The organism is Snuella sedimenti (assembly GCF_016428595.1).
GTDB classification, from domain to species: Bacteria; Bacteroidota; Bacteroidia; order Flavobacteriales; family Flavobacteriaceae; genus Snuella; species Snuella sedimenti.
The window spans coordinates 34,965-52,812 of record NZ_JAELVQ010000003.1; the positions used below are offsets into that span (position 1 = coordinate 34,965).

Consider the following 17,848-nt stretch of genomic DNA (forward strand, 5'->3'; position numbering starts at 1 on the left):
AAGTTGTTCAGTTACTCTTTTTATTTATATGTTTTATTGTTCTATATAGAAAATTGAAAGATCCATATTTAATATTGCTGAATTATTCGATAAGTAATGTTAATTCTCCTTTTAAGACCCTATCTTTTGTAGATATTCTTCCTTCATTATGTGGGGTTCCATAGAACCGTTCTGATCCGTTATTCCAATAATCGGCTATTAACCAGTGAATATTTTCTTCCTGTAACCAAGATCTGGAGGCTTGATGGGTATTCGATAAAACACTTATTTTTGTTTTTCCGTCAGATAATGATGCCTTTATTATGTTCCTTTTTGTTGAACGGAAATCATTACTGCCTAACTCATTAGCGTCATCTTTCCATGAATGGGTTGGTTTAATTCGCCAGGGTTCTACGCCATCGGTGATTTTAGTATTCAATTTCGTTTTTCCTTTATTTCTGCCTATATGATCGCTGGGATATATACTAAAATCCCCCTTACGTTTCCATTCTAATGTTTGATAGGTTTTAGGAACTTGTAGTAGCAGGCCATATTGATAAGGTTTGGTTTCTCCATTGATCTGTTCAATCTCATACTTAGTAGTAAACTTACCATCCGATTTGAAAATGTACCATAATTTCCCTTTACCTTCTTTGTAGGTCACAGTTAATTTCATTTCGATAGCATTTTCTTTTTCTTGCACCTTAATATCGGATGCATATTTCATGTACCAAGGAAAACTTTGTAACGGATGTATAATACGCTGATAGGTTTCTCCTGCAATATTGTTTTTACCTCCATTTTCACTATTCATCTCTACAATTGTAAATTCTGGTCCTTGTAAAACTATGGGCTTATTTGCTTTAGAAATGGACACTATTTTTCCTTTTAATTTATCAATTCTATAACTTGTTGTCCCTTGTTTGATTAGGTATGAATCCTTATTTTCTGAACAAGAAAGTTGTAAATCTTGTTTAGGGCTAACATTGTTCTCTTCATTAAAGCTATAAAATTCTTCTTCAACTATATGGTTATTGGCATTGTAGAAGGTTAGTTTCAAACTATCAACTTTATCTTTAACAGGAATTGTTATTGTTCCTTTGTGTCTTGGTTGAATGTTACTTTTAATAGTGCTATTATGTCCGTTTATCTCTACTAATATTTTGAGTTTTGAAAAGGGTGTGAAATCATAACGGTTTTCCACGTTTATAAGCAATTTACTTTTTAGGTTCTGTACAGTATTAATCCGTACTGGAGAATACGCCTTTTTCATACCATAATATTCAGGTTTGGGTCTTCTCCAACCGTCTATAGGTCCCCAAGGTCCATAGCCAACTATTCTTCCATCAGGCAAATGAAAGGTATCATCAATTCCACTCCAGATGGCACCCCCTAAATTATTTTTGTGAGCATAAATTGAATCATAAAACCTTACTAAGGGTATATTATAGGCATCTCTTACGCCCGGATCGGTAAGAAGCTCCCTTCTATTGTATGTAGATAAATGTGCATATTCACCAAATAGTGTAGGACGAGTCATTGCGTCTGTTGCCGCTGGCCCATCAATACCGGGATAATGGTAATTTGCTATATCGGCTGTACTGCCGGCATTATTAAATCCACCCCAACATTGATCATGAAAACTGGTGGGGCGAGTTAAATCCAACTGTTTTACTACTTGATTTACTTTTTCCCAAAGTGGACTCCATCGAGACTCGTTACCTAAAGACCACATAATTATGGAGGGGTGCTTTTTATTTGCAAGCACATTGTCAATATTAGCTTTCAATAGGTATGGTAAAAAGCGTTGGTTTTGATAGTCCCAATGCCCCCATATAGGTGAAGCACCATGTTGTATCCAAGTTAAGGAAGCTTCGCTTTCAACAAAAAGGCCCAGTTCATCGGCTGCATTTAAGAATTCTTCGGAAGGGGGATAATGCGATGTCCTTATGTAATTACAGTTCGCTTTTTTGAACAATTCAGCATCCAATCGTTCCATTTCCGGGCTTAAGGACCTACCTGTTATTGGGTGCACTGAATGTCTGTTTACGCCGCGTAATTTCACAGGTTTTCCATTGACATAAAGTTCACTACCAATAACTTGAATTTGTCTGAATCCTACCTTTTGTTCGTTTTTTTGAAGTACTTTTTGGTTTTGAAGTAATTCGGTAGTTAAAACATACAAATAGGGGCTTTCAGAATTCCATTTATTTGGTTTTTTTACAAGAATGTTCGCTTTAGATGTATTATCATTTATGTCTATATTTTTTTGAAATACTTTTTTGTTGTCCGCATTGTATAAAGTATATCTAAGTTGTAAACCTGGTGATGGTTGATCAATTTTAGTTTCTATCGACAGATTTGCACTTTTAAAGTTTTTATCGAACGTAGTATTTGTGGTAATATCTTCAATGTTTGATTCGGGAAGGACAAAAAGTGTAACTTTACGTAAAATGCCTGCTACTGTATGGGCAGCATATTGCGAGGTGCATGCCAGTATATCGCTGATTGTGTTTGCTTTGATCTCTACCTCTAATATATTGTCACTTGTGTTTACAGCCTTGGTAATATTTGCTTCAAAAGGCACAAAACTTCCTTCATGTTCGGTAATTTTTTTGCCATTTAATTTTACAACAGCATGAGAACTAACACCATCAAAGCGAACAAATATTTTTTTGTTTTTCCAATCTTCGGGAATTTCAATGTGCTTTGTGTAATAGGCCGTTTCTCCAATATTCAGGTTAAATCCTTGCATTTCCAGTTCACCGGGTACTTGTATTGGTGCGTTGTTATCTTTTTCAATAGCAACTTGCCATTCTCCATCGAGTGACAAAACGGGAGAGGCAACGTTATTAACTTTTATTGGTAGTGGTGAAATTCTAGGTATTGTTACCTTTGCTTCAGATAAGATGGTTTTGCTTTTTTGTTGTGCCCAAATGGGAATTGCTAATAAAAGCAGATAGGTGAAAATTGTCAGTCGACAAAACGTGGTGTTTGTATTTTTCATAGTTTACATTATTTGATATTTATTCCAGGCATCAACAGCACTCATACCATTTTGAATTGCTTTTAAAACGGTTTTTTCACCTCTAGCTTTTTCAAATGCACGTAAAAACACTTCTTCTTCGTGTACTTTTGGAACAATGCATACACCATCTATATCTCCAACCACAATATCGCCGGGATTAATACGAACGCCATCCATTTCAATAGGTACTCTAAAATCGATCACTTTACCACGGGGAGCTTGGTCTTGTGCATAATTACCATAGGAGAAGACGGGAAAATCTAAGTCTAACAAACCAAAAGTATCTCTAGAGTATCCATTTGCAACAGCACCAGCAGCACCCAGGTGTTTGGCTCTAGTCATCATTAATTCTCCTACCAACGCATAGTTTGGAGAGGCTCCAGAACAGATATAGACTTCATTCTTTTTTAAATCATCTAAAGCTTCTAACATTAGTCCGAAGGGTTTGGCCATAAGTTTGTTGTTACTACCAATACTTAATTCTTCGAAAGTGTCAGCTTCTAAAACTGGCATGGCTCTACCAATTAAAAACATATCTGCTTTTAGGGGGTGTATTTTTGGTGGTAAGAACTGATGTAATAAGTTCATTTTGTCCATAGCGTCTCCTATAACAGCTGTAAAGAGTTCTTTTCTAGCAGCAGTAAAAAGTTGATCATCTGTATTCCAAAATTTGTTCATTTTGTGTATGGTTTAAGTATTTCTTTTAATGAACTCATCTTGACTTTTTCTATTTCCTAAAAAATGGTCTAAATTCCTTCATATTTCGTTACTTTTTTCATCCGTAGCAATGCTATGCCTTTCTAAAAGTGCCTAATCTGAATAAATTTTGTCTCATTTTCGGTTAAAAACAAAAAGTCAAGATGAGTTTAATGCATTGATTACATCAATAATAGAATAATACTTGCATGAGTAACACAAAATTAACTCTAAAATAATGGGTTTGACTGCTTTGTATTAGCTATAACATCCTCTATGTTTGCTTTATGGTGTTGTTTTGAATAATAAATAGCAAATGATATCTATGTGGTAAAGAGGGGAATTGGAATGGTAGTGTTGATTAAATGTATTTTGAATATATACAGTATATTGCAAAAAATAAAGACATCCACAAACGGGATGTCTTTTTTTAAAGGGGAAAAAATCTTGACAACTAATAAAGCTTATTCTACTTTATAGCGCCATCCAAATGGATCTTCAGATTTATTAGTTTGTATATCGGTGATGTGCTTTTTTAAGAAACTGGCATAGGCGTCTTCCATTTCTGGAATGTCGTAATCTTCATTTTTATAGCCAAAACCAGAAATAGGAGAAATAACAGCAGCTGTACCTGCACCAAACATTTCTTTAAGCGATCCGTTTTTGGCTGCTTCAACGACTTCACTTACAGTTATTTTTCTAACTTCTACAGGGATACCTTTAGATTGTGCTAATTCTATGATGCTCTTACGTGTAATACCGTCCAAAATTCTATCACTAGTCGGTCCCGTTATAAGTGTATCATTAATTCGAACAAAAATATTCATAGCGCCAGCTTCTTCAATATACTCATGCGTATTGTCATCGGTCCATATTACCTGTTGGTATCCTTTATCAACAGCTAATTGTGTAGGGTAAAATTGCCCTGCATAGTTACCTCCAGCTTTAGCAAAACCAACACCGCCATTAGCAGACCGGGAATATTTTTCTTCGATTAAAACTTTTACTTCACCAGAGAAATAAGACCCTGAAGGCGCACAAGCAATAATAAACTTGTATTCATCGGCAGGTGAAGCATGAAAGCCTTTTCCCGAAGCAAAGATAAACGGCCTAATGTATAAAGAACTACCTTCATTTCTAGGAATCCAGTCGCTATCAACTTTTAATAGGGCTTTTAGGCCATTCATAAAATAATCTTCAGGAAGTTCGGGAATAGCTAACCGTTTTGAAGAAATGTTTAGGCGTTTAAAATTGTCTAGAGGACGAAATAACCAAACAGTGCCATCGGCATCTTTGTAGGCTTTCATACCTTCAAAGACAGATTGTCCATAATGAAAAATTTTAGCAGACGGATCTAAAGTAATGGGTTGGTAAGGTACCACTTTTGGGGCTTGCCATTTACCATCTTTAAAATCACACTCTAACATGTGGTCTGTTAGTATTTTTCCAAATGTTAAGTTGTCAAAATCTACATCATTAATTTTTGTAGTCTTTGCTTTTATAATCTCTATATCATTGATTAAAGCATCCATAAGTCTAGTCGTTTTGTAGTGCAAATTTAAGTAAAAACGTTTTTAAAAAAGCGGTATCTTTACAACAAATCATTAAAATTTAATTTTTTGATTTTTATATGGATTTGTTCAGTGCATTCTTTGTGTTTTTGTCTATCACTAGTCTTATAGATAATGATATGATCTGGCAGTAATCTTTGGAAAGATAAAGCTTCTTTTAAGAGAAGAAGATAATTTAGGAGAGTCCTTTTATATATGGAGCGAGAGATAATTATTACGGGTGATGGTTCGTCAACCATCCACTTGCCAGATTGGAATGAGCAATACCATTCTAAGCATGGCGCAATACAAGAGGCCTATCATGTATTTATAAAACATGGCTTAGAATATTTTTTTAGTTCTAGACAGTCCACAGAAATTTCTATTTTGGAAATTGGCTTTGGTACGGGGTTGAATGCTTTTATTACGTTATTGGAGGCCGATAGTTTACAGGTGTCCGTGAATTATTGTGGGGTAGAAGGGTATCCGGTTTCTATTGAAGAAATTAATAAGTTAAATTATCCAAAACTTATAGAACAGGGAGGGCAAACTGTTTTTAATACACTTCATGAAGTTTCTTGGGAAACGTCTCATAAGCTCACAGCTAATTTTTCATTAACAAAACAGCAACGTTTTTTTTCTGATATTCAGGAGAAAGACATTTGTGACGTTATTTATTTTGATGCTTTTGGGGCAAGGGTACAACCCGAATTATGGACGGAAACCATCTTTAAAAGCATGTATGAAGCACTAAAGCCCAATGGTATTTTGGTTACGTATTCGGCAAAAGGTAGTGTGCGCCGTGCTATGGAAGCAGTTGGTTTTATAGTAGAACGTTTACCGGGACCTCCTGGAAAAAGAGAAATGCTTCGGGCTACTAAGCTTTTAGGTTAGTTTTCTTGTTACCTTATAGTGTTAAAGCTTGCATAAATGTAAGGGAGATCGTATTTTCATTTTGTAACTTTATGTAAAAATTGACTATGCGGGTTTTAATTACAGGGGCAACAGGACTAATTGGACAGGCAATTGTAAAACGTTGCCATAAAGAAGGTGTTGCGGTTAATTACTTAACTACGAAACGGTCTAAATTAGAGCAGAGGGAAAACTATAAGGGGTTTTATTGGAATGTTAAGACCCAGGATATAGATGCCAAATGTTTTAAGGGGGTTGATGCTATCATTCATTTGGCAGGAGCTGCAATTGCCAAACGATGGACCCGGGCTTATAAAAAAGTAATAATATCTAGCAGAGTCCAGAGCACACAATTGTTAATTAATGCATTGAAAGGTGAATCGCATACTATAAAACAAGTTGTTTCGGCGAGTGCTATTGGTATTTATCCAGACTCTCGCATTAATTATTATGACGAAAAATTTACAGAGTTTGATACTACTTTTTTAAGTGAGGTAACAAAAACATGGGAACGAGCAGTCGATAATTTTTCAAGTTTAAATATTCCTGTTTCTAAAATACGTATTGGTTTGGTGTTATCGAATAAAGGGGGAGCTCTTCCAGAAATTGTTAAGCCAATGCGATATTGGATGGGAGCGTCTTTTGGTTCTGGTAATCATTGGCAATCTTGGATTCATATTAAAGATTTGGCCCGTATGTTTTTGTACATATTGGAACATCAATTGTTTGGGGTGTATAATGGCGTTGCACCGAACCCTGTTAACAATCATGAGCTTACAAGAACAGTGGCAAGGGTATTGGGTAAACCGTTAATATTGCCAAACATTCCTAAGTCGGTTATGCAGTTTATTTTAGGAGAGATGCATGTGCTACTGTTTTTAAGTCAGCGCGTTAGCTCCAAAAAAATAGAGGATAAAGGATTTTATTTTAAATACCATCACTTAAGACCTGCTCTAAAGCATTTACTAAAGTAGGTTTAGTGTTTATTGGTTGCTGGTTATTGGTTGTTGGTTAATGGTTGTTGGGTTTTTAAATCCATAATGGTTCAGTTAGTTGTTTGCTATTTTTGTTTTTTCTGCATTTTAAAATTTAAAAATTCAACAAATAGTGAAAAGGCAATGGCAAAGTATAAATAGCCTTTGGGAATGGCGCCCACCGTATTGCCAAATAGTTTGGTGTGCGACAAATGTGCTGCTTCTGTAATGAGCATAAAGCCAATAAGTATTAAGAACGCCAATCCAAGTAATTGCATGCTGGGATGTGTATTTATAAACTTTCTTATAGGGTTAGCAAACCCAATCATCACAACAATGGATATAACTACAGCTATTATCATAAGTACAAGCGTGTAATTGTGATTGGGATGAATGCCATTTGTCATACCTACTGCTGTTAAGATTGAATCTACGGAAAAAATGAAATCGATAAGTAGTATTTGAACAATGGCTTGTGATAAACTTTTAATTTTTTTGCCTTTTAATTCGTTTTCACCGTGTTTGGGTAATTCCACTTTTTCATGGATCTCCGAAGTACTTTTATAAATTAAGAAGAGACCGCCTGTAAATAATATAAGGGCTTGCCAACTTATTTCCAGGTGTAGCCAACTGGTTTCGATATGGAAAAACGGCTCTTTTAAACCAATAAGAAAGGAAACGAAAAATAACAATACAATGCGTTGTACCATGGCCAACAGTAGGCCTATATTTGTTGCTTTAGTTTGTTGGTGCTCTGGTAGTTTATTGGCAGCTATCGAGATGAATACAATGTTGTCGATACCTAGAATAATTTCCAAGAAGGTAAGTGTTACCAAGGCCATTAATGCATCGGCTGTAAATAGAAAATCAATCAAAGCAAACGAATTTGAAAGGTTATTTATGAATGGTTAAGATATGATATTTTTTATAATTTTTGTTATGTGTTTGTTTAGCCATTGCCTTTAACCTAAAGACAATTTCCAAGAAGTCAAGGAAAACAGCTTTTACCCTTATCCAATAGATGCTTTATATTTTTCTATGCTTTCTATAATGATTTTAGGGTCGGATAAATAATCGAACCAAATCGTGTCTTCATTCTTTTTAAACCAAGTGAGTTGTCGTTTTGCAAAGCGGCGTGTGTTCTTTTTCATTTCGGAAATGGCAAATTCCAAAGACCAAGCTCCGTTAAGATAATTGAAGAGTTCTTTATACCCAACGGTATTGAGTGCATTTAAATTTTGGTAGTGCATTAAACCTTTAACTTCATCTAGTTGCCCTTGCTGTACCATCATGTCGACACGTTGGTTGATGCGTTCGTAAATGATCGCTCTGTCGGCCGTTAACCCAATGGTGATGGTTTTAAAATTACGTGTTGTTTTATCTTTATTTAAAAATGAAGAATAGGGCTGCCCAGAACCTATGCATACCTCTAAGGCCCGAATAACACGGTGCGGATTGTCTACTGCAATAGTGTTATAAGAAACGGGGTCCAACTGCTTTAGCTGTTCCTGTAATTGTAAAAGTCCTTCTGTTTCAAGGGTTTTGTTTAAAGTAGCTCTTACTTGCGGATCGATTTTAGGGAAATTATCCAAACCTTTGGTTACTGCATCTACATATAAGCCAGACCCTCCAACCATTATAACGGTATTATGTGTTTTAAAAAGTGTGTCAAGGCATTTTAAGGCGTCAAGCTCGAAAGCACCAACATTGTAGTCGTCATGTATTGATTTATGATGGATACAGTGGTGCTTAGCAGCAGCTAACTCTTCCTTGGTAGGGGCAGCCGTTCCTATTTGCATTTCTTTGAAGAACTGTCGTGAGTCGGCCGATAGTATTTCGGTATTATAATGCTGGGCCAATGTAATGCTTAAGGATGTTTTGCCTATGGCTGTAGGGCCTACTATTGAAATAAGGTATTTAGATGTTGTTTCTATGATTAATCAATTTAATGTATGTGCAAAGCTACCTAATAAACTAGTGTAGTTTGTGTCCGCAATTATAACAAAATTCTGCACCATCTTTATGCTTTTCGGCCATACAATTAGCACAAGACTGTGAATTTAAGGGGATGTTAGGGGATTTACTTTTATTAGCCTTACGTTGCGTTGCGTATTCCGCAGATACGATACCTGTTGGCACAGCAATAATACCATACCCTAATATCATGACTATAGATGCAATAAACTGGCCTAAAGGCGTAGTTGGAGAGATATCGCCATAACCAACAGTAGTTAAGGTAACAATACACCAATACACACTTGCGGGTATACTGGTAAATCCGGCATCATCCCCTTCAACAAGATACATAATGGTACCTAAAATAATAGAAATAATTATGACCGTAAAGAGGAATACCGAAATCTTTACACGGCTAGCTCTTAATGCCCTTATTATTGTATGCGAAGCTCCTAGGTAGCGTACTAATTTCAGGATTCTAAAAATTCTGAGGAGTCGCAGTGCGCGTAAGGCAGCAAGGGCATGCACGCCGCCAAATAAAAGTGAGATGTATTTAGGGGCTGTTGAAAGCAGGTCTACAATACCAAAAAAACTGGTGATGTATTTTAGGGGCTTTTTTACAACTATTATTCGTGCTATATACTCTAAACTAAACAAGATGGTAATAAACCATTCAGCCGTATTGATAATACGGTGGTAACGCATGTCTATGCTTTTAACACTTTCAAGCATTACTAAAACAACACTGGCTATAATGGTAATAAATAAAATAATGTCGAACAGCTTTCCAGCTTGTGTGTCTGCTTCATAAATAATTTCATGAAGGGCTTTTTTCCAGTGCTTTTTAGTAGGGGTGTTCATAAAGTAAAAATAAGAAAAGATTACTTATTCTTTTGTAGAACTATAAGTGAATTGTTTTGTGAGTCAATTATTTTATTAAAAAACGCTTTTAAATAGGGATAGTACTCTGATGGGTACAACGCTTCTTTTATGTTTATCCTCATTAGAATGTTCATAGAATTGTTGTTTACTGCACAGGAGAAAATAAACTGGCCCGTATTATTTGGCAAAGCAATATTTAAATCTTTGGGTTTTTCTAAAATAGAGTACTCCTTACCAAAATTTAATCGCAGTATATAGTAGTAGGTGTTTATATAGCCAAAATCGATAGGATATGTCCTTTCCTGAAGCTTAAAGGGGTTTTCTTTAAACAGTTTAATAAAAAAAGGGCTTAAGTATATGTTTCCACCTGTGTTATCATAGGGGTATTTTATATCGTAATTTTCTAGAAAATCCGGGTGCGATTCATTTCTTGTAACATTGTGATTGGTTATTTCGATATTGGGGTTGTTGTCCTCAAGGGTTTTTAGGTAATTTTCTTTACTTTTATAAGCCTTTTTGCATTTTAAGGCGTGATAGTTTGTTCTTTTGGATGTCACTTTTCCAGTGATGTTTCCATTTTCGTTTAAGTTTAAAGTTGCTTTATATTGTACAGCCGATGATTTTTCTGGTTTTATATCTATCCATTTACTGCCATTTTTTAAGTCTAAAAGACGTCCGTATTGATTTAAGCACTTAAAGGGTATTTGTCCAAAACTTAGGAACTTGTCGGTAGCATCCAGCAAGTATGTTTTGTCATTGATGGTTGCTTGAACAATTAAATAGTTGAAATCTGAAATAACAGGAAAAATCTTGGTTGGAAGCCCATTTTCACGTGTAGATAGCAAAATAGGTTTGACGTTTATTTTACAGGATTTTAATAGGTTATGGAGTAGAATATTGATAGAAGAAATATTGCCTGATTTATTTTTAATAAGATTTTTTACAGAAACATCTTTAAAAATTTTGTACTCCTCATTCCATGTGTATTCTTCTTGAACATATTTATAAATGGCATTGGCCTTTTTTAATTCATCTTGCTCGTCGGTAATGTTGGTAGTTAATAGATCTTCAATAGGGACCGATTTATTGAGCTGTTTTCCAATATTGGGGTCTGTTCTTAATTCTTTATCAACCGTTTCCCATGTTTTGGTATAGTTATGTATGCTACCGTCAAAACCTTTAAATGTCATAAGTTCATAATCAATTCTGGATAAATAGTTAGATTCACTTGTCATATAGTCCTCTTCAATAAAGGCTGGAATATCTTTCATAACATATTTGCTAATGGCACAATCGGCATGGCCTCCTCCAGATACCGATAGGCAATTTTTTTTAATGTCTGATGTGTTTGTCGCCAGTTTTTTGCCTCCTACCAGCTTAATGTTATAAGTCCAGTTGGCTGGAATACTAGTGTTATATTCACTATATAATTTGGGGATTTGGCCCTGGAACTCCCAACCATGGTATTTATACATAAAGGGGGAAATAAGTTTATAGCTATATGTTATAACGGAGCCTTCTTTAATATTTGGTAAAGTGAATTTTACTAGCGTGTAGTTTTCATTATACCTTTCTTTGAAGATGTTTTCCTTGGTAAGTTTTGTTGTTTCAACATTACCATCAACCAAAGAATAGGTAGTTGCTGTTATAGCTTCTATTTTTTCCGAGCTTCTATCGTTGTTGTATAAGTGGATAGTAATTGTCGCATTATCAAAACCCTCACGGTTCAAGAGTTTTACTTTGAATTTTTTTTCGGTTGTTAGGTCATAATCACGTTGATCGACATAACTGTTGCCATATTCATATAAAACTAAGGCGTTGGCGGTAGAATCTTTTTCATAAACCGTCATTTTTAGTTCGTCAAGGTTAACTCTATAGGATACTACTTCTTTGGCTTTAGGTTGTGAGAATGTAGATAATGAAGCGAATAATAAGAATAAGAATAAGAATAGGTAGTTTTTTTTCATTAAAGCATGTAGTTAACGTGTTATTTAACTCACAAAATAGCATTTTATTACGACAAGTGCTTAATTAAAAGCTATTATTTTTAAGCGCTTATTTTTTCTTAAATAATTTTGGATAATATGCTGGGTGTCTCTATTATTTTTCATGTGGGTAATAATAGACTCCAAAATGTCAAGATTATTTATCTGGTAATTTAAATTGAAGAAACCGTACCCTTGGTATACGCCATTTTTAATAAGAACGGCACTGCGTTCGTCCACCTCGCGGCCTTTGTCAATAATGACCATGTTTTTATTAGCATAACTGTTTTTAGTAATAAGGGTATCTACACGTTTATTGTATAGCTCTATAGGCTCTTTTTCAATACAGGCACCTGCACATGCTTTAATGTCGAAATTGAAACAGCTTGTTTTGGTTGGGTATAAACCTGTTAATTTTTGGCATAGTTTATACTCTTCTATAGCATTGGTAATAAAGCTTTTGCCGCTTTGTTTGTTACTAAATGTGGTTATGGCTTTTTTGCGTCCGTCCGCTATATCCAGTTTAAGGTTTATATACCCTTTTTCATCTGTAAAGCTATATAGCGCATGGGTAAAGGATGTACGCCTCAAAGCTCTATTGTATACGGGCTTAGTACGCTTTATTTCTTCACTTTCTTTTAAAAGCGCTACTAATTCACTACCTGTTGCTTCATAGGTGACGGCAGCAACTTGCGCTTGTATTTTTTTTGACTTTTGACTGGTACTTGTAAAATGCTGATTGATGCGTTTTTTTATATTATTGCTTTTACCGATGTAAATGATGTCGCCATTGGCTTTATGAATATAGTAAACCCCTGTTGTTGCGGGTAATTCGTTAATAATGTCCAAATGTCGGGGCTCTAATTGGTGCTTGGGGTTTAATCGGATGGATTGCTGAATTATGTTTTTGGAAGAATCCTTTTCCAGTAACATTTTAAAGAGCTTAACCGTTGCTTGGGCATCACCAGCGGCACGATGTCTATCGGCTACAGGAATCCCTAATGAGCGTACTAATTTGCCTAGGCTATAGGACGGTTGGTTGGGGATAAGGTTTTTGGATAACTCGACCGTACAAAGGGATTGACGCTTATAATCGTACCCCAATCGTTTAAATTCGGTGCCTAAAATACGGTAGTCAAACTGGGCGTTGTGAGCAACTATAATGCAGTCATCGGTTATTTCAACAATACGTTTGGCTACTTCATAAAACTTAGGGGCATTGCGAAGCATGTTACTGTTTATACCCGTAAGGTTAACAACAAAAGGTTGTATTTCACGTTCTGGATTAATCAGACTAATAAACTGGTCTACAACTTGATGCCCGTCATATTTGTAAATTGCAATTTCGGTAATGCCTTCTTCGTTATACTTGCCTCCCGTGGTTTCTATGTCTAATATTGCGTACAATATGGTGTTTATGTGTTTAGTTGTTTAGAGTTTATTCGATTAATTGTAGTTTCTGGCCCCAAAGATACTACTTCCCACGCGAACCATGGTACTTCCACAGTCAATTGCCAATTGATAATCGCCACTCATGCCCATGCTTAGAGTTGAAAGCTGACAGTTGAATGTTGAAAATTGTTGCAAGGTGTCGAATGTTTCTTTTAAATACGAGAATTCATTTTCTATTTGGTTCATATCATCTGTAAAGGTTGCCATACCCATAAGCCCTGTAACCCTAATGTTTTTTAGTTCCTGTAAACGTTCAGATTGTAGGAGGGTTGAGGCATCTTCAGGGGACATCCCAAATTTAGAATCTTCAGAGGCTATCTTAATTTGAAGTAAACAATCTATTACCCGATCGTGTTTTTGCGCCTGTTTGTTTATTTCTTGAAGCAGTTTCAGGTTATCAACACCGTGTATCAAGCTAACAAATGAAGCTATGTATTTTACTTTATTACGCTGCACATGTCCAATCATATGCCATTCAACATCTTTTGGCATGACGTCGTATTTTTGAGCCATCTCCTGAATTTTATTTTCACCAAAAACACGTTGTCCTGCTTCATAAGCTTCCATTAAATCGTTTATGGGTTTGGTTTTTGAGACAGCGACTAAGGTAACATGCTCTGGTAATGAGGCTTTAATATCCTGAAGGTTCTGTTTTATAGACATTGTTTTTGCGTTGTAATATTGGTTCAGTTGCAAATATCCAAACGACATGTCAACTAAGCAAATAAGTACCTTTAAAATTCGTAAATAGTAACACCACTTCGTAATTTGGGCTCAATAAAGGTGCTTTTCGGTGGCATGGTTAAACCTGCATTGGCAATGGCTTTCATTTCGTCAATACAAATGGGCATCAGTCCAAAACCAACTGCAAACTCACCATTGTCAACTTTTGTTTTTATGGTTACCAGATCATTTTTACCGTGCGAATATTGAATACGTGTGTCATTACGCAGGTCGGTAATTCCAAGTATGGGCTGTAATATGGTTTTATAAAGAATTTGGGTGTCCAATGCATCTAACGGCGTAGAGAATTTAGTGTTGTTTTTCCTAAGGTATAAGGAGTAAAAATTGCCATCCAAATACATACTAAAATGGTGTTTTTTGTTAGGCGTATATAATTCGTTACCTCTATTTTCAATACGGAACATGGTGTCTAGCTGAATTAGAAACGCTTCTTTTGAAAGACCATTTAGATCCTTAACAAGTCTATTGAACTCAAAAATTTTCAAATTGGATTCTGGAATTAAGAAGCTCATAAAATAATTATAGGGCTCGTTTCCTGTATGCGCATTGTTTGCAGCTTTTAGATCTTCCGAAAGCAGGTAAGAAGATGCCGATCGATGGTGGCCATCTGCTATGTAAATAGGGGTTATAGTTTCAAATTCACGCCGTATGCGATCAATTACTTTCTCATCATTTAGTCTCCATAAGTAATGCGTATCCCTGTAAGTTGTTGTAAACTCAAATTCGGCACGTTCTTTTTGTGTTTCCGATATAATGGTTGCTATTGTATTATTATCTGGGTAGGTGAGAAGTACAGGTTCTGCATTAAATCCAACAGTTTTTAAATAATCCTTAAATACATTTTCGCGGTATTCAATGGTGTCTTCATGTTTTTTAATGGTATCATTCTTATAATCTTCGGCACTTGCAGCAGCAATAATACCGGAAAAAGAGCGGCCTTCTCGGTTTACGATTTTGTATACGTAGTAACAAGGCGTGTCATCTTGTTCAAAAATGCCATCCTCTTTAAACTCCAAATACCTGTTTCTAACTAGATGATAGCGTTCTTGTCCTGTAATGTCCTGATGGTATTTGTAGCCCGGATTTACAATGTGTAAAAATGAAAACGGATTGTATGTTAATCGAAACTCCAGTTCTTTTTGTGTGTAACTTTGATAGGATCGCGATGCTACCAAACTAACTTTGTCGCGTGTTGGTCGAACTGCTTTAAATGGGATAACTTTTGCCATGTTGTTCAGTATTCAGTATTCAGTATTCGGTGTTCAGTATTCAGTGGGGTTTGATCCGAACTTGCTTGGATTTTTAATCATGTAATTAATAAGTTTTCCTACCTCATTGCTTTGTGTTATCATTTCATTAAAAGTTTCTTTGGAAATGTACTCGCAATGTAGAGCGAATTCCAACCAAGTTTGTGTCTCTGAATTTTCAGCATCGCTATCAGTTAATTTGCTAATAAAATGTTTAGGATAAAGTCTTTTTCTGTACGCTTCAGAAATATTGGTAGAAACACTTCTGGAAGATCTCCTTATTTGATCTGTTAGGGAATATGTTTCTTCTTTAGGAAACTTTTTGCTGAGATAAAAAATTCTCATTGCTAAATCAAATGATTTACTGTAAGCTAATAAATCTTGAAACTTCACAGGCTTAAAATTTAGTAATTATCAATTGGTGTTTGCTTCATGCTAAGTTATAAATTTTGTTTTCAGTTCTTGCCATTCATTACTCGCTGTTACTGTTTACTGATCACTTCTCACCTTGAAAACTGCTTAGATACATTTTCAGCTTTTCTATTCGCAGTATAATCATAAAAGCCTTCTCCCGATTTAATGCCTAATTTACCTGCTCTAACCATGTTTACCAGCAAAGGACATGGGGCGTATTTTGGGTTTTTAAAACCTTCGTACATGACATTCAAAATGGATAAGCAAACGTCTAAGCCAATAAAGTCGGCTAGTTGTAGTGGACCCATGGGATGTGCCATACCCAATTTCATTACGGTGTCAATTTCTTTAACACCAGCTACACCATTGTATAATGTTTCGATTGATTCGTTAATCATGGGCATTAAAATACGGTTAGCAACAAAGCCAGGATAATCATTTACCTCCACAGGTGTTTTACCTAGGGTTATCGATACATCCATAATGGCTTGGGTCACGGCATCGCTGGTATTGTAACCTCTAATGATCTCCACCAATTGCATGATGGGTACCGGATTCATAAAATGCATGCCTATAACCTTATCGGGTCTGGTGGTAGCAGCTGCAATTTGAGTTATTGAAATGGAAGATGTATTGGTTGCTAAAATGGTATCTTTATCACAAGCTTTGTCAAGTTGTTTAAAAATATCCAGTTTTAAACTTATGTTTTCTGTGGCAGCTTCAACAACCAAGTTGGCGTTTTTAACACCTTCGGGAATGGATGTAAAGGTATTTATATTTGTTAAGGTTTCGCTTTTAGTATGTTCGGAAATCGTATTTTTGGTTACCATTCGATCCAGGTTTTTAGAAATGGTTTCCAATCCTTTTTTTAAAGCAGTTTCGCTTATATCGATAAGCTGTACTTTAAAACCATTTTGAGCAAAGGTATGTGCGATACCATTGCCCATTGTACCGGCTCCAATTACTGCAACATGTTTCATTCGTTTAGTTTTATGAGTTTACTTATTAGGTACAACGATTAATACCTATTTGTTAAAACAGTTTATTATTTGATTGGCAACACGGAGCGCTTCAGTGCCGTCTTGTAAGGTTACAATTGGTGTTGTGTTATTATTAATAGCATCGGCAAACGTTTCTAATTCATCCAGTATAGAGTTGGTATTGGCTATGTGTGGATTATCAAAATAAATTTGTTTTTTAATCCCCTCGGCATTTTGAAGTACCATATCGAAATCTCCTGGATGTTCTGGAGCGTCTTTCATTTTTACTACTTCACATTTTTTGTCTAAGAAATCGACCGAGATATAGGCGTCTTTTTGAAAGAAACGGGCTTTTCGCATTTTCTTTAATGAAATTCTACTAGCTGTTAAGTTTGCTACACAACCATTTTCAAATTCTATACGGGCATTGGCAATATCTGGTGTGTCACTTATAACGGAGACGCCACTGGCAGAAATGTTTTTTACTGTAGATTTTACAATGCTAAGAACAATGTCTATATCATGAATCATTAAGTCTAAAACCACAGGAACATCGGTACCTCTTGGATTGAATTCTGCTAAACGATGCGACTCGATAAACATAGGCGACTTAATGTCGTCTTTTACAGCCATAAAAGCAGGGTTAAACCGCTCGACATGTCCTACCTGTCCACGTAAGCTATGTTTAGCTAGGAGTTCCCTTATATGTTCGGCCTCTTCAACCGTATTGGTAATAGGCTTTTCAATAAAAATATGTTTCCCTTTTGCAATGGCCTGTTTGGCACAATCGTAATGTGAAAGTGTAGGCGTAACAATATCCACCATGTCTACAGCATCAATAAGTGCATCTATTGAGTCGAAGAATTTATAACCAAATTCTGCTTCTACTTTTTTACCATTTGCTTGATCGGCATCATAAAAACCAACAAGCTCATATTTTTCAGATTGATTAAGAAGTCTTAAATGAATTTTTCCAAGGTGTCCGGCACCAAGTACACCAGCTTTTAGCATAAATTTTACGTTTTCAACAAAAATAAGATATTTAAAAT

At 35.6% G+C, this 17,848-nt stretch carries 15 protein-coding genes; 2 read left to right on the plus strand and 13 right to left on the minus strand.

Annotation, left to right across the window (positions count from 1 at the left end):
- Window positions 1-82: 82 nt before the first annotated feature.
- The 3 genes from JF259_RS03720 to JF259_RS03730 all read right to left on the minus strand — a co-directional run bounded on the left by JF259_RS03720 (window position 83) and on the right by JF259_RS03730 (window position 5,235).
- The gene (locus tag JF259_RS03720) at window positions 83-2,986 is read right to left on the minus strand and encodes a glycoside hydrolase family 2 protein (protein WP_199113499.1); all 2,904 of its coding nucleotides are present in this window, start codon (window positions 2,984-2,986) and stop codon (window positions 83-85) included.
- Window positions 2,987-2,989: 3 nt separating this feature from the next.
- Complete coding sequence (locus JF259_RS03725; RefSeq protein WP_199113501.1) at window positions 2,990-3,685, minus strand: RraA family protein; 696 nt, start codon at window positions 3,683-3,685, stop codon at window positions 2,990-2,992.
- Between the two features lie 482 nt (window positions 3,686-4,167).
- On the minus strand, window positions 4,168-5,235 hold the full coding sequence (locus JF259_RS03730) for a branched-chain amino acid aminotransferase (RefSeq protein WP_199113503.1): 1,068 nt from the start codon (window positions 5,233-5,235) through the stop codon (window positions 4,168-4,170).
- A gap of 234 nt (window positions 5,236-5,469) precedes the next feature.
- Between JF259_RS03730 and mnmD the strand changes: the two genes are divergently transcribed.
- Together mnmD and JF259_RS03740 are read left to right on the plus strand one after the other, a co-directional pair.
- Window positions 5,470-6,147 (plus strand): tRNA (5-methylaminomethyl-2-thiouridine)(34)-methyltransferase MnmD, encoded by a 678-nt coding sequence (gene mnmD, locus JF259_RS03735; protein ID WP_199113512.1) that lies wholly within the window; start codon window positions 5,470-5,472, stop codon window positions 6,145-6,147.
- A gap of 86 nt (window positions 6,148-6,233) precedes the next feature.
- Window positions 6,234-7,139, plus strand: coding sequence for a TIGR01777 family oxidoreductase (locus JF259_RS03740; protein WP_199113514.1), 906 nt, complete (start codon window positions 6,234-6,236; stop codon window positions 7,137-7,139).
- Between the two features lie 86 nt (window positions 7,140-7,225).
- Here JF259_RS03740 and JF259_RS03745 read toward each other — a convergent pair whose 3' ends face one another.
- The 10 genes from JF259_RS03745 to JF259_RS03790 form a co-directional block, all read right to left on the minus strand.
- The gene (locus tag JF259_RS03745; RefSeq protein ID WP_199113516.1) at window positions 7,226-8,014 is read right to left on the minus strand and encodes a TerC family protein; all 789 of its coding nucleotides are present in this window, start codon (window positions 8,012-8,014) and stop codon (window positions 7,226-7,228) included.
- A gap of 135 nt (window positions 8,015-8,149) precedes the next feature.
- Window positions 8,150-9,073, minus strand: coding sequence for a tRNA (adenosine(37)-N6)-dimethylallyltransferase MiaA (miaA, locus tag JF259_RS03750; protein WP_199113822.1), 924 nt, complete (start codon window positions 9,071-9,073; stop codon window positions 8,150-8,152).
- A 40-nt stretch (window positions 9,074-9,113) separates the two neighbouring features.
- On the minus strand, window positions 9,114-9,956 hold the full coding sequence (locus JF259_RS03755; RefSeq protein ID WP_199113518.1) for an ion transporter: 843 nt from the start codon (window positions 9,954-9,956) through the stop codon (window positions 9,114-9,116).
- A 20-nt stretch (window positions 9,957-9,976) separates the two neighbouring features.
- Window positions 9,977-11,944 carry a DUF3857 domain-containing protein gene (locus JF259_RS03760; protein ID WP_199113521.1) on the minus strand — a complete coding sequence of 656 codons (1,968 nt, stop codon included), beginning with the start codon at window positions 11,942-11,944 and terminating at the stop codon, window positions 9,977-9,979.
- Window positions 11,945-12,004: 60 nt separating this feature from the next.
- Window positions 12,005-13,369, minus strand: coding sequence for an exonuclease domain-containing protein (locus JF259_RS03765; protein WP_199113523.1), 1,365 nt, complete (start codon window positions 13,367-13,369; stop codon window positions 12,005-12,007).
- Window positions 13,370-13,408: 39 nt separating this feature from the next.
- Window positions 13,409-14,077, minus strand: a complete 669-nt coding sequence (locus JF259_RS03770; protein ID WP_199113525.1) for a YggS family pyridoxal phosphate-dependent enzyme — start codon at window positions 14,075-14,077, stop codon at window positions 13,409-13,411.
- A 71-nt stretch (window positions 14,078-14,148) separates the two neighbouring features.
- Window positions 14,149-15,387, minus strand: a complete 1,239-nt coding sequence (locus JF259_RS03775) for a DUF1015 domain-containing protein (RefSeq protein ID WP_199113527.1) — start codon at window positions 15,385-15,387, stop codon at window positions 14,149-14,151.
- A gap of 33 nt (window positions 15,388-15,420) precedes the next feature.
- Window positions 15,421-15,798, minus strand: coding sequence for a four helix bundle protein (locus tag JF259_RS03780; protein ID WP_199113529.1), 378 nt, complete (start codon window positions 15,796-15,798; stop codon window positions 15,421-15,423).
- Between the two features lie 110 nt (window positions 15,799-15,908).
- Window positions 15,909-16,799 carry a 3-hydroxyacyl-CoA dehydrogenase family protein gene (locus JF259_RS03785; protein WP_199113531.1) on the minus strand — a complete coding sequence of 297 codons (891 nt, stop codon included), beginning with the start codon at window positions 16,797-16,799 and terminating at the stop codon, window positions 15,909-15,911.
- Window positions 16,800-16,844: 45 nt separating this feature from the next.
- Complete coding sequence (locus JF259_RS03790) at window positions 16,845-17,810, minus strand: Gfo/Idh/MocA family protein (RefSeq protein ID WP_199113533.1); 966 nt, start codon at window positions 17,808-17,810, stop codon at window positions 16,845-16,847.
- Between the last annotated feature and the right edge of the window lie 38 nt (window positions 17,811-17,848).